This window comes from Winogradskyella sp. Asnod2-B02-A (assembly GCF_045063645.1).
In the GTDB taxonomy this organism is placed as follows: domain Bacteria; phylum Bacteroidota; class Bacteroidia; order Flavobacteriales; family Flavobacteriaceae; genus Winogradskyella.
This window is the reverse complement of record NZ_JBEFOG010000027.1, coordinates 2490142-2502500: the sequence shown is the minus strand read 5'-3', so window position 1 is coordinate 2502500 and position 12359 is coordinate 2490142. Positions and strand designations below refer to the sequence as shown.

At 30.2% G+C, this 12359-nt stretch carries 15 protein-coding genes and 1 rRNA gene (1 of these 16 running past the window's edge); 14 read left to right on the top strand and 2 right to left on the bottom strand.

Annotated elements, in window-relative coordinates:
* Positions 1–283, bottom strand: a 16S ribosomal RNA gene (locus ACJJVO_RS18725); it reaches 1243 nt to the left of the window's first position.
* Between the two features lie 628 nt (positions 284–911).
* Between ACJJVO_RS18725 and ACJJVO_RS18720 the strand changes: the two genes are divergently transcribed.
* From ACJJVO_RS18720 to ACJJVO_RS18690, 7 genes are all read left to right on the top strand, one after another.
* Positions 912–1367: a hypothetical protein gene (locus ACJJVO_RS18720; RefSeq protein WP_405576916.1), complete on the top strand. Its 456-nt coding sequence runs from the start codon at positions 912–914 to the stop codon at positions 1365–1367.
* A gap of 192 nt (positions 1368–1559) precedes the next feature.
* A complete protein-coding gene (locus ACJJVO_RS18715; protein ID WP_405576914.1) occupies positions 1560–1799 on the top strand; it encodes a type II toxin-antitoxin system ParD family antitoxin in 240 nt (79 codons plus the stop codon).
* Positions 1792–2079: a type II toxin-antitoxin system RelE/ParE family toxin gene (locus ACJJVO_RS18710; protein ID WP_405576913.1), complete on the top strand. Its 288-nt coding sequence runs from the start codon at positions 1792–1794 to the stop codon at positions 2077–2079. Before ACJJVO_RS18715 ends, ACJJVO_RS18710 begins: the two co-directional genes overlap by 8 nt.
* Positions 2080–2254: 175 nt before the next feature.
* Positions 2255–2659, top strand: coding sequence for a hypothetical protein (locus ACJJVO_RS18705; protein WP_405576911.1), 405 nt, complete (start codon positions 2255–2257; stop codon positions 2657–2659).
* 220 nt (positions 2660–2879) lie between these two features.
* Positions 2880–3491, top strand: a complete 612-nt coding sequence (locus tag ACJJVO_RS18700; RefSeq protein ID WP_405576909.1) for a hypothetical protein — start codon at positions 2880–2882, stop codon at positions 3489–3491.
* A 167-nt stretch (positions 3492–3658) separates the two neighbouring features.
* Positions 3659–4081 carry a hypothetical protein gene (locus ACJJVO_RS18695; RefSeq protein WP_405576907.1) on the top strand — a complete coding sequence of 141 codons (423 nt, stop codon included), beginning with the start codon at positions 3659–3661 and terminating at the stop codon, positions 4079–4081.
* A gap of 175 nt (positions 4082–4256) precedes the next feature.
* On the top strand, positions 4257–4772 hold the full coding sequence (locus ACJJVO_RS18690; protein ID WP_405576905.1) for a GNAT family N-acetyltransferase: 516 nt from the start codon (positions 4257–4259) through the stop codon (positions 4770–4772).
* Positions 4773–4887: 115 nt separating this feature from the next.
* Here ACJJVO_RS18690 and ACJJVO_RS18685 read toward each other — a convergent pair whose 3' ends face one another.
* Positions 4888–5484 (bottom strand): NAD(P)H-dependent oxidoreductase, encoded by a 597-nt coding sequence (locus ACJJVO_RS18685; RefSeq protein ID WP_405576903.1) that lies wholly within the window; start codon positions 5482–5484, stop codon positions 4888–4890.
* Positions 5485–5577: 93 nt separating this feature from the next.
* On the opposite strand from ACJJVO_RS18685, the gene ACJJVO_RS18680 reads away from it, so the two are divergent.
* The 7 genes from ACJJVO_RS18680 (at position 5578) to ACJJVO_RS18650 (ending at position 12341) form a co-directional block, all read left to right on the top strand.
* Positions 5578–6480, top strand: a complete 903-nt coding sequence (locus ACJJVO_RS18680) for a LysR family transcriptional regulator (RefSeq protein WP_405576901.1) — start codon at positions 5578–5580, stop codon at positions 6478–6480.
* A 196-nt stretch (positions 6481–6676) separates the two neighbouring features.
* Complete coding sequence (locus ACJJVO_RS18675; protein WP_405576899.1) at positions 6677–7234, top strand: hypothetical protein; 558 nt, start codon at positions 6677–6679, stop codon at positions 7232–7234.
* Between the two features lie 176 nt (positions 7235–7410).
* Positions 7411–7812, top strand: coding sequence for a hypothetical protein (locus ACJJVO_RS18670; RefSeq protein WP_405576897.1), 402 nt, complete (start codon positions 7411–7413; stop codon positions 7810–7812).
* An 89-nt stretch (positions 7813–7901) separates the two neighbouring features.
* Positions 7902–8669: a hypothetical protein gene (locus ACJJVO_RS18665; protein ID WP_405576895.1), complete on the top strand. Its 768-nt coding sequence runs from the start codon at positions 7902–7904 to the stop codon at positions 8667–8669.
* Between the two features lie 231 nt (positions 8670–8900).
* On the top strand, positions 8901–9083 hold the full coding sequence (locus ACJJVO_RS18660) for a hypothetical protein (RefSeq protein ID WP_405576893.1): 183 nt from the start codon (positions 8901–8903) through the stop codon (positions 9081–9083).
* A 383-nt stretch (positions 9084–9466) separates the two neighbouring features.
* Complete coding sequence (locus ACJJVO_RS18655) at positions 9467–11773, top strand: DUF1566 domain-containing protein (protein WP_405576891.1); 2307 nt, start codon at positions 9467–9469, stop codon at positions 11771–11773.
* Between the two features lie 154 nt (positions 11774–11927).
* On the top strand, positions 11928–12341 hold the full coding sequence (locus ACJJVO_RS18650; RefSeq protein WP_405576889.1) for an immunity 22 family protein: 414 nt from the start codon (positions 11928–11930) through the stop codon (positions 12339–12341).
* Positions 12342–12359: the final 18 nt, after the last annotated feature.

The following is a 12359-nucleotide window of genomic DNA, read 5'->3' as shown; positions in this document are numbered from 1 at the left end:
GTTGCCATGGTGTGCCGTTACCACACCATCTAGCTAATAGAACGCATACTCATCTTTTACCGCCAAAACTTTAAAGTTATCTTGATGCCAAGTCAACTTACTATGGAATATTAATCTTCATTTCTAAAGGCTATCCTCCTGTAAAAGGTAGATTGTATACGCGTTACGCACCCGTGCGCCACTCGTCAGCAAAAGAGCAAGCTCTTCTCTGTTACCGTTCGACTTGCATGTGTTAGGCCTGCCGCTAGCGTTCATCCTGAGCCAGGATCAAACTCTTCATCGTTAAATTTTAAGTCTTACGACTATTTCTTTAACAACTAATAGGAATTATTCTAGTACTCTAAATGATTTATTCTCTTGTTTGATTTTAATCGTTTCCAATTATTATCTTACGCTGTCAATTCAATATGTTAATGAACTTTTTCTTTACTTTTACTTAACACTATTTCGCTAAGCGGGTGCAAATATAAAACCCTTTTTTCACTCTCACAAACTTAATTTGAAAAAATATTTTATTATTTTCTTAAAGCTAAATCTGTCTGGAAATGAACGTGCGAAACTTAAACTAGTGTCTTTGTTTCGGGGTGCAAATATAAAACCCTTTTCTAAACCCACAAGTCCTTTTTCCTTTTTATTTTAATCTTTTTTTTAAGACTAATGAACTATCCGAAAATGATGCTGATTATATATTGAGTGAGTTTGAAAAACAAATGAATAAATAAAAACGTTTTACAACAATGGCTATAAGTAATTGCTTGTCCTCGCCTACTTTGGAAATTCCTGCGGAATTTCCAACTTGGTGTGTACTTGCAAAGTTAATCGCTAACCCACGCAACTACTCATAGCCGAGACCGTTGGCAATAATTATGAAAAAATCAATAGTTCTAACCACAATACTTCTGATATTTTCGATGTCTGAAATATGTGCGTGTAGTTGTTACAAAAAAAGTGTAACGGAAAATTATAAAGGAGCCGATTTAGTATTTACTGGTAAAGTCGTCGAGGTTATTGAACAAAAAGTGATTGACTCAATTCCAACAGACAACAAATTGAACCCATTCAAAATTCGGAGATATAACAGAGTTGAATTTAAGTTTAAAATAATCAAATTATATAAAGGAGAAACTGATTCGGAATTCGTTTCCATTTATACTACAGGCGGAATTTCTGACTGCGGAAATTATTTTCAATTGAATTCCAAACAATTAGTATATTCTTACATTAAAGATAGAAGATTAAATGATTGGAGCACGAAAAGAAAAGTCAAACCCTATCTATCTACAAGTACTTGCAGTCAGACTAAAAAGCTAAGAAGAGTAAAACGTAAAGAAAAAAGGAAACTGACAAAATTATCTGGAATAAAATAACTATTGCCAACACCGTGTATAATTAATTGCTTTGTTCTTCCTTACTTGCGAAAATTCCTGCGGAATTTTCACGGGTTCGTTAAAGTTTACTAAATTAGTTGCTTAACCACGCAACTAATCATGCACAAAACCGTTGGCAACAACTTGGTAATGATTCGGATTTGATGTACATTTACACCAAACAATTGAATTATGTCAAGACAAAGTATATCATTTACAGAACCTAACGACGAATGGCTGAAAGCACAAGTTAATAGTAAAGAATATTCAAGTAAAAGCGAATTAGTTAACGATTTAATTAGACAAGCTAGAAAACAACAAATCGAAATTGATTGGGTTCGAACTAAGTTGGAAAAAGCTGAAAATAGCGGATTTACGAACGAATCAAAAAATGAAATTTTAGCTCAATCAAAAACTTTACTGAATGGCTAAATATCGATTAAGTAACGAAGCTAAAAATGACTTAATCCGAATCCATCACTATGGAGTTAAAAAATTTGGAATGACTCAAGCGGATAAATATTTTGAATCATTCTTTAAATATTTTGAAATTATTTCCCAAAGGCCTTTTTCATTCGAGTCAGTTGATTATATAAAAAAAGACTACAGAAGATGTGTTTGCGGAATAGATAATATTTACTATAAAATAAATAATGACGTTGTTGAAATAATGGCAATTGTCGGAAGACAAGATTTAAACGACATACTGTAATCTGAATAATAAAAACTGTTGCTAACACCGTGTATAATTAATTACTAAGTTCTTCCCTACTTGCGAATATTCCTGCGGAATTTTTACGGGTTCGTAAAAGTTTACTAAATTAGTTGCTTAACCACGTAACTAACTATACACAAAACCGTTGTAGCTAATTAAAAAAAAACATAAAATGACAAAATACTTATTAATTGCACTCTTATTATTCACTTCTTTTGCATTCAGTCAATCAGTTGAAAAAACTGAGCTTATCGGACTGTGGAACGTTGTAAATGTTGAAAGTACCAGAGAGATTAAGAAAGAAGAAAAAGAAATGCTTGATATGGCAAAAAAAGCGTTTATGAATTCAACATTCGAATTTGAATCTAATGAGAATTTCACTCTTAATATTGATTTTATCGGAATTGGAGAAAAATTAAAAAAAGTATATTGGAATTATTCTTCAGATGACTCATCAATAACTATTGAAAGTTGGAACGAGCATGATAATCTCATGGTTATAATTGTAGAAAAAAAGAATGATACGGTATTTTTTAAATTAAGGGAAACCTCACTGACGCTAGAAGTTGAAAAATAACTAGCTACAACACCGTGTATAATTAATTGCTTTGTTCTTCCTTACTTGCGAAAATTCCTGCGGAATTTTCACGGGTTCATTAAAGTTTACTAAATTAGTTGCTTAACCACGCAACTAATCATGCATAAAAACGTTACCTACAATTATGAAAAACATTCCGTTACTGATTTTAACATTGATTTTAATTGCAAGTTGCGATTCAAAACAAACTTCATCGGAATTGGAAAAATTAACAAAAAAACTAACCGAAAAAGAAAATCGGATTTCGGAATTGCAAAGTCAAATTGAGAATTTAGAAAAAGTTAATAAGCCGACTGAAAACAAACAAACTTCGGATTATTATCGCTTCGTGGAAACTTCTGACTCTAAAATAAATGTTTCGGAAAAATTAAAAAGCGGAGAACGGAAATTAATTGATAAAAAGGATTTTAAAGACACTTTAGATATATCAGACAATTTTTTCGTTTATAAACATACATCTGAAATCACTCAAACGTCTGAATCGGAATTTGAATCAGTCCTTCGTGATTTTGACCAAGTCAAATCGGAATATGGAAATGACTTTTTTGTGCGAGTAATGACATTTTATAATGGACAAAGTTTGCCTCTGGAAACCGAAAATTCTAAAACAGATATTCATATTTTAATCCAACCGACTGAATTGGGTTATGAAAATAAAACGTTCGTGATTTCGGACTTTTATGAAGTTGACATAAAAATGCTCGAAAAGAAAGAGAATAGTGTCGAACTGACTTTTGAACACGGAAAATTTCCAAGAAAAAGTGAATTAATAATAATAAAACCTGAATTAGTAAAATTTAGAAATAAATAACTATAGGTAAAACCATGCATAATTAATTGCTTTGTTCTTGCCTACTTGCGAAAATTCCTGCGGAATATTCACGGGTTCGTAAAAGTTTGCTAACTTAGTTGCTCAACCACGCAACTAACCATATACAAAACCGCTGAGTGTAATTTGAGCAAACCGCCAGAAATTTAATGAACGAAATAACTTTACCATATCATTTAATAATGCCATCAATAATTTCAATTCTGATTTTAGGAATATTATTCTTGAAAAGAAAGCGAATATTTGGAATCGGAAAACTGAAATGGTTTTGGATAAGTTTGACTGTTTTCTTTCTATTTTACTTATTTATTGTTGGAGGAGCAACTTATGATGATATTTATGCTCAATGGAATTCGAATAAGTTTGATCTAAATCAAGACGGATTTTTTAGCGGAAATGAAATCACGCCTGAACAGCAAGAAGCAATGAAATATCTGATAAGTGATACTAGAAGAAATTTTTCATTTATAACTGGATTAATTTTTTCTGGAATTATTGCTTTATTTGTTTTCGCAATCGGAAAAATAATTGAATTAATAAAAAAGAAAAAAACTAAGCACAACATCGCATAAAATAATGCGTAGATTCGTGCTTAAAGAATGAACAGTGCTTTTTTGTTACTTCTAATTTTCCTGCAGAAAATCCTCGTACACAAACTAGGCACTATTCTTATACGTAACCGTTAGCGGTCAGGCAAAACAACGAAATCCAGAAAAATTATTAAATGACATAACAGAAAATAGAAATTTGAAAACCTTCCCTATATTGACAACTGAAAGGTTGACTCTTCGACAATTATCAGAAAGCGATGTTCAGGAAATATTTGTTCTTCGTTCTGACACTTTAATAAACAAATATCTTGGCAGACAGCCAAGTAAAACATTGGAAGACGCATTGAAATTTATTGAGAAGATAAAAAACAATAGCCTTTCTTATTGGGCAATTGCACAAAAAGGAAACGAAAAGCTTGTAGGGACAATTTGTCTTTTTGATATTTCAGAAGACCTAAAAAAATGCGAAATTGGATATGAACTTTTAACGAAATATCAAGGAAAAGGAATTATGAGAGAAGCAGCAAAAAAAATAATTGAATATTCATTTCAAACACTTGGACTAAAAACAATTGATGCTTATACACATAAGGACAACCAAAGTTCAACCAATCTACTTAACGAATTGAAATTTAAGAGTACGGATAGAATTGATGAGACAAATTCAAATTTGATTTTATTCCGACTGAACATTAGTAATAAAAATAAATAAGTGGAAAAAAGCCCGAACCACTAAAACCGCGTGTAATTCATTGTTTTTAAGTGTTTTATCAAAGTTTTTTAAGTTTTTTAAGTAAGTGGTTTAACGGAAAATAAAAGCTGATAAATTACAAATTAATCATTACATCATTTAAAAAAACACTGTAATTATTCAACTCAAAAGGAACGTCTGCATTTTTTTCCATATCGTGAAAATGATGTGTTGCTAATAATTCCATTCCTGTAAAAGCATTCATTTTGTGAAACCCAAACATAGCACCTTCATCTACACTTTTTTGATTAAAAAATTCATTTTCAAAAGTAAAAGCGGTTTTAGGTGCATTCCAACTTGTAGTTAGTATATATTTTTTTCCGTGCATTAAACCACCAGTCCCGTAATTGATATTTGGATTTTTTCTACTTCTGCCATCACTTGCATAAATTCCATTTTGATGACCTTCAGTAAAAACTTCATCTATATATTTTTTGAATCCAAACGGTATTTGAAACCACCAAATTGGAGTATGATAAATCACTATATCAGCCCATTTAAATTTTTCAACTTCATCTTTTACATTATAATTTTCACCTACTTGAGTAAATTTCACTTCAAATTCCTCACGCGTATCAAAATATGAAATAGTTTTATTGAAAAGTGTTTCGTTAAATCTTCCACCAGAATGTGCAAATGGGTGACTTCCATTAATTATAAATATGTTTTTCATTTGTCTCTTATTTTTTATGAGGCAAAACTAAAGCAACATTTATTATTGTAAAAATAATACAAATCATACCTTTGTATTAATATTTTAATAGCTATGGTAAATTTAGAATGGTACAGAACATTTAAAGAAATATATGAAAACGGAACTTTAACCAAAGCTTCTATTGCTTTATATGCTTCTCAACCTGGAGTTAGTGTACACTTAAATGCTTTAGAAGCTTATGTTGGCAAAAAACTATTTGAACGTACTTCGAGAAAAATGATTCCAACAGAAGATGGGAAATTTTTATATGAATATATTATTGAATCTTTAAAAAAACTTGAAATAGCAGAACAGCATTTTAAAAAAACAACGCAAGAAAAAAATCCATCTTTAAATGTAGGAATGTGTTCTGAAATGTTTCAACTTATTATTGAACCCGAAATTCCAAAACTGGACTTTGACCTAGTAGCTCGATTTGGAGCACATACAGATTTAATAAAAGACCTAAACAATGGAATTTTAGATTTAGTAATAACACCTAAAAAACAGAATGAAAAAAAATCATTAGTTGAGTATATTCCTTTTTCAAAAGAAAGAATCGTTTTAATAGCAGGAAATAAAACCAATGTAACTAAAATACAAAAACACATTAATTCAAAAAATATAAATAAGTTAGAAGAGGAACTACTTCAAAATGTTTGGTATAGTTCATCAAACGAAATGGAACATTTTAGACGCTTTTGGTTTGAGAATTTCAATAAGAAACCCGCTTTTAAACCCAACTATATTTTACCAAATATCACTTCTATAATAAGGTGTTTAAACAATGGAAACGGACTTGCATTAGTTCCAGATTTTTTATGCCAAGAACAAATTTTAAGAAACGAAATAAATTTAGTCTGGGAGGGAAAAGTAAAAACAGAAAATACCTTATATTTTGCATCAAGAACAGATTTAAAATACAAAAAGGAATTAGATACAATTAAGAATATATTTACATCAAAAATGAAATAAACGAAGCACTACGGTGTATAAAATATATTACCTTGTTCTAGACTATTCACAAAAATCCTCACAGATTTTCTATTAGGTTTTTATTCACTAAATTAGTTGCTAAAACACGCCCATAATCATACACAAACTCGTTGTTGTGCATTTAAGCTCAAAATTGAATGCAGTAATTTAAATTAATAATCCGAACTAACAATTTATGAAATTTTGGCAACATTGTAATTTATGCGAAAACAGAATAACTAGTTTAAAAAAAGGATTAACATGCAAATTAACAGATAGAAAACCTAATTTTAACAAGACTTGTTCAAAAATTACTCTTGACAAAAAATTTCAAGAAAAATTGGAAATTGCTAATCTCGAACTAGAAATAATACGCAGAAATAAAAAATCAACACATTCAACATTCTACACCACAATAATTATTGGCTTTTTACTAATACTTTATGGATACTTTTTTTCTGATTGGAATATACATAGTCTTTTTCTTTGGTATGTAAAAATTGGAATAATTGGATCTGGATTTATATTTCTCGGAACTTCTTACTCTAAACTGAATAAATATCGAAGCGAAAATAAAAAAGCGGAACTAGAAAAATTTAAAATTGATGAAGTCCTTAAAGAATACGGAATTTCATATTGTCAAAACTTTGATTTCAAAGAAAAAATTCACGGAACTCAAGAAGTAATTGTGAAAGTTGAATTTAAAAATTGGACAAAAAGCCAAACAACAAATACATATAAATTTGATTATTAATAAAAGTAATAAAAAACGACATCACAATAACGAAAATAATTAATTGGTTCATTGAGCTTACACACAAACATCTTATCGGATTTTCTATTCGGTAATTATTTGCTAACTTAGTTGCTAACTCATATACAAATAGGATGTAATTCGTTGCGGAAAAACAAACTCATAATTTAAACTATATGAAAAGAACCATTTTAAGCTTAGTCCTTGGAATCCTTATAATTTCTTGCTCTTCAAACAATGATGACTATGAAACAAAAACTCTTCAAGAGCAAATGCTTGAAAATTCTTGGTATTTTCAAAGACACGGAGAGACGTGTTCTAACGGATTAGATTTAGGAGAAGGAGCTGCATATGAATTTAGATTTTTAACGGATAGTACTGTTGAATTTACTGATCCTGGCTATTTTACAACTTCACACTATCAATTGATTGGAAATGAACTAATCCTTGAGACAACATATACTCTACCCTCTGGAACTACCGGTAAATTCGTTGGAAACTATATGTATTCAGAAAGTGATGAAGCCTTTCTAGGAACTAATACATTTAATACCTACGATAACAATGAACCTCTTTGAACTTGTGAAGGCACAACAAGTATTTTTAAATAAAATGGCTTAAAACACAACAAATCATATACAAAAACATTAGCCAAAATTAAAAAAGAATGATATTTAAAGGACATTTCTCACCTCTTTTAGCACCTCTTGATTTCAATAAGCTGACGATTTTTACAAAATCTGAAGAACAAAAGGATATTAGAAAAGAATACTTTTATAAGGATAAAAAAGTTTCTAAAATTATTGATTACAGAAATGGTATAATTTCCGAATATGAACATTCCAATAATGATTATGTTATAAAATTTTATCTCTTTGAAGATTCGGTAAACGAAAGGAAATTTGATTCAATTAAAAAAATCACTTATTCAAATAACAAAAAAATCAAAGAAGTTCTTATAAACATCGAAAACGAGAAAGAAGTAAAAATTTATACTGGAGAGTTTGAATATTTGGGTGATCATTTGTCCTTCGAAAGATACACATATGATGACGATGATGAAGTATATAGGATAAAACATGAATGGAACAAAACAAGGACAATTAATAATATTATACACCTTGATGAACCAGACAAAGTAAAATACACATTGAATAAAAATGGCTATATAATTGAATGCCTATATTTTAAATATGAAGATAGTGTAAAGAAAACGCTTTACGAATACAAGGATGATAGGCTCTTTAAATTAATTCAATATCCACATCTTGAATATAAAAAAACATTATTAGGAAAAATTAAAATTACTGGCAAGTTTCAATTCATGGACGAAACAGAAAGCTATTACTTTGAAAATGGTCTACTCGAAAAAGAAGTTGTCAAAGATTTTGAAACTAAAGAAATTGTGAATATTTTATATTATGAATATGAATAATAGCTTTAGTTAACACTGTATATATTTTATTGTAATTCTGGCCAACTCACATAAATCCTCACAGATTTTACTTCGCCAGCTCGATTCGCTTGGGTTTATCTGTGATTTATTTGCTAACTTTAGTACTTAAAACACACAACTAACTTTTAGACAAACACGTCATCAAAAATTTAAGGCAAATTATGTAACAAATAATAAAATCTAAATACCAATAATAAAAATCACAATAAAATGAAAAAAATAACAAAAAGAAGAACATTAATTTTAATATCATTTGGAATGTTTGTTATCGCAACTTCTCAAATATTTTCTCATTTCATAGAACTATCTGATTTGATGAAAGGTGCATTTACAGGCATTGGAATCGGACTATTATTAACCTCATTGATTTTTGGGAATTTTAAGACTGCTTAATAGATTTTCTTTTCAGAGTTTATACAGAAAGCCTACATTCAATACTAAAAAAATGAATTCTAAAATTTAATTGTTCACTAAATATTTATCATAGATCCGTTCTCATAGACGAAACAACTTTTGAATAATAAAAGAAGTATAGTAATAGCTTTAAAAATTAAAAGCTATTATGAATACCATACATCATTTATTGCCAATTCTAGCTTACTTTCAAAAACCCTCACAGATTTTTTATTCAGTTATTAGATGGTTAATTACGTGCTAAATCACACAATTATTTAGATACAACGCCATCCAAGAAAAAAATCTGATAACAGAACTATTTCCCTTTTTAAAATTAAACCATTTAGAAAAAAAGGTGTCCAATAATCAAAATCTTTAAAATGATGAAATACGTTTTTCTAATAATCATTTGTTTTGGCTCACAGCTTTTTGCTCAAGAAAACAACAATCATTTAACTGCAACAATAATTGGCTCTGGTTCACCTAAATTTAACACAGAACGTTCGGGACCTTCTGTGCTAATAGCTTACAAAAACACTCAAATTTTGGTAGATATGGGAAATGGGACACAAGCCAATTTAAATAAAAACAACACTAAGATTAAAGACATTGACGGTTTCCTTTTTACACATCATCATTTAGACCATAATGAAGAATTTACTCCTATTTTTATTCAATCACTACTTGGAGGAAACAGCATAATTGTTGCTGGGCCAAAACCTACAACAACAATGGTAGATAATATTCTTAGTATTTATGAAGAAGATATTAGCTATAGACTCTCAAAATCAGGAAGAAGTTTAAACGATGTTATACCCAACTTCACCGCCAAAAACTTAATAGGTAATACCCCTTTTTATATTGGAGATATAAAAATTAATTATACACCTGTAAATCATACTATTGAAACGTACGCCTATCGTTTTGATGCAGGTGGAGCATCTATAGTAATTTCTGGAGATTTAACCTACTCAGAATCATTACCTGTCTTAGCTAACAATGCCGATTATTTAATAATGGACTCTGGTGGTGCTATTGAGTTAGGAAAGAAAATAAAACCGACAAGAAACAACACTAATAGAAATAACTCTATGACTAAAGAAAAAGCACACGTTAATTTAGCAGAAAGTTCTCAAATGGCTAAAGAAGCTAAGGTTAAAAATTTAGTATTAACACATTTCAACTTTTCAACTATTGATAAAGAAGCAACAACTGCCGAAATACAGAAAAATTATTCAGGCACAATTATATATGGAGAAGACTTAATGACTTTACCTCTTAAACAAAATAGTACTACAAACAAGGATTCAACTTTGAAGTATAGCTACCCTATTGTTGACACAGGAGTTCAAGCTTTTTATTCTGACACAAAAGAAATTTCTAAACCATCTGTAGGAGACTCTTTCTACGGACAAGATGCCAACTACAATGGTAATCAGCCTTCATACACCAACAATGAAAATGGTACTATAACAGACAATGTTACGGGTTTAATGTGGGAACAGGATATGGGAACAAAAATGACTCTCGAAGAAGCCATTCAAAAAGCAAAAGACTCTAAATTGGGTGGTTATTCTGACTGGAGAATACCCACAATTAAAGAGCTTTATTCGCTAATACAGTTCACCGGAAAAGTAAAAGGAGCTACAGCTATAAAACTATTTATTGATACCAATTATTTTAATCAACCTTTAGGAAATAGTAAAAATGGAGAACGAGAAATCGATGCACAAACTTGGTCTTCAACAGTATATGTGGGTAAAACAATGAGAAGTGATGTAACCATATTCGGAGTTAATTTTGTGGACGGGAGGATAAAAGGATATCCAAAATATAAACCCAAATCTGGTACTGAAAACAAAATGTATTTCCGTTTAGTGCGTGGAAATACAGCCTATGGAAAAAATAATTTTATAGATAATGGTGATGGTACAGTAAGTGATTATGCTACTGGTTTAATGTGGCAAAAAATGGATGATGGTATTGGTAAAGATTGGGAAGAAGCCTTAAACTATGCCGAAAACAATAAACTAGCAGCGCATTCAGATTGGCGTTTACCCAATGCAAAAGAACTACAAAGTATTGTGGATTATACACGTTCTCCACAAATAACCAATTCACCTGCAATTAACCCCATTTTTGAGTCTACTGAAATCAAAGATCCTAACGGAAATCTTGGACAATATCCATTTTACTGGACAAGTACAACACATTTAGATGGAAAAAATCCATACGCAAGTGCCGTTTACATCGCTTTTGGTGAAGCACAAGGCGAAATGAATGGTAGATTAATGGATGTTCATGGCGCAGGAGCTCAAAGAAGCGACCCAAAAAGTGGGAACAAAAAAGATTATCCTCAATATTTTGGACCACAAGGTGATGTTAGATATGTTTATAATTATGTAAGATGTGTTAGAAATATCAACAACGCAGAACATACTGAGACGACACAACAATCAGTTCCAAAGACTGAAAAACCAGAGAAAAATCGACAAAAAAACAACAATCAGAGTTTAAAAAATACAGCGCCTTCTTTTGAAAAAATGCTGACAAATATGGATGCCAATAACGATGGAAAAATTTCTAAATCAGAAGCAAAAGGTAAATTGAAAGACAACTTTGATAAACGAGATAAAAACAAAGACGGTTATATTACAAAAGATGAATTCACAAGAAGAAACCGATAAAAATTACAACCAATAGTTTAGATAATTGATTACTAGTTTAAGCTGACTACCAATAGTACAGCATAATATGCTATCTGTTATCTAGTAGCTAAAAAAAAGGCTTAACTGCAGAACAAAACACCTAAAAACAGCTTCGTAAACATTTTGAGAATCTATGATTAAAAAAATAATATGCGTTTGGATTGGAACGTTCAAATCTGAAGACAACCTCTACAAAAACTATCTGAATGTTGATTACACCAACGATGACGAACCTGAATCAGAATTTGGAAAAGATGCTGAATTAGAATATTATGATGAGGACTTTATGGAGAGTTGGTGGTTTAACCAACTCGATTTAAACAATATAACGGAATATAAAGACGACTTACTAGACTCTGAATATTTTTTTGATGACCTTATTAAGGAATTAAAAAATAGAGACTTAACAAATCGAAATTCTATTTCATTCTTATTTGGCGAAAAAGGTGCACACCCAACAAATGAAATTCTATTTAAATACAATGGCATGGAATCTAATGAGAAACCAATAGAATTTGTTTTCCGAAAAGAATACGACGTAAAATAAACACGATTTCTTAAGGAA

What these genes read in the sequence shown, in the direction of transcription:
- ACJJVO_RS18675 (WP_405576899.1), top strand. Translation starts at nt 6,677, where the DNA reads ATGAAATTTTGGCAACATTGTAATTTATGCGAAAACAGAATAACTAGT.
- ACJJVO_RS18650 (WP_405576889.1), top strand. Translation starts at nt 11,928, where the DNA reads ATGATTAAAAAAATAATATGCGTTTGGATTGGAACGTTCAAATCTGAA.
- ACJJVO_RS18665 (WP_405576895.1), top strand. Translation starts at nt 7,902, where the DNA reads ATGATATTTAAAGGACATTTCTCACCTCTTTTAGCACCTCTTGATTTC.
- ACJJVO_RS18715 (WP_405576914.1), top strand. Translation starts at nt 1,560, where the DNA reads ATGTCAAGACAAAGTATATCATTTACAGAACCTAACGACGAATGGCTG.
- ACJJVO_RS18660 (WP_405576893.1), top strand. Translation starts at nt 8,901, where the DNA reads ATGAAAAAAATAACAAAAAGAAGAACATTAATTTTAATATCATTTGGA.
- ACJJVO_RS18655 (WP_405576891.1), top strand. Translation starts at nt 9,467, where the DNA reads ATGATGAAATACGTTTTTCTAATAATCATTTGTTTTGGCTCACAGCTT.
- ACJJVO_RS18685 (WP_405576903.1), bottom strand. Translation starts at nt 5,484, where the DNA reads ATGAAAAACATATTTATAATTAATGGAAGTCACCCATTTGCACATTCT.
- ACJJVO_RS18670 (WP_405576897.1), top strand. Translation starts at nt 7,411, where the DNA reads ATGAAAAGAACCATTTTAAGCTTAGTCCTTGGAATCCTTATAATTTCT.
- ACJJVO_RS18705 (WP_405576911.1), top strand. Translation starts at nt 2,255, where the DNA reads ATGACAAAATACTTATTAATTGCACTCTTATTATTCACTTCTTTTGCA.
- ACJJVO_RS18680 (WP_405576901.1), top strand. Translation starts at nt 5,578, where the DNA reads ATGGTAAATTTAGAATGGTACAGAACATTTAAAGAAATATATGAAAAC.
- ACJJVO_RS18710 (WP_405576913.1), top strand. Translation starts at nt 1,792, where the DNA reads ATGGCTAAATATCGATTAAGTAACGAAGCTAAAAATGACTTAATCCGA.
- ACJJVO_RS18720 (WP_405576916.1), top strand. Translation starts at nt 912, where the DNA reads ATGTCTGAAATATGTGCGTGTAGTTGTTACAAAAAAAGTGTAACGGAA.
- ACJJVO_RS18695 (WP_405576907.1), top strand. Translation starts at nt 3,659, where the DNA reads ATGAACGAAATAACTTTACCATATCATTTAATAATGCCATCAATAATT.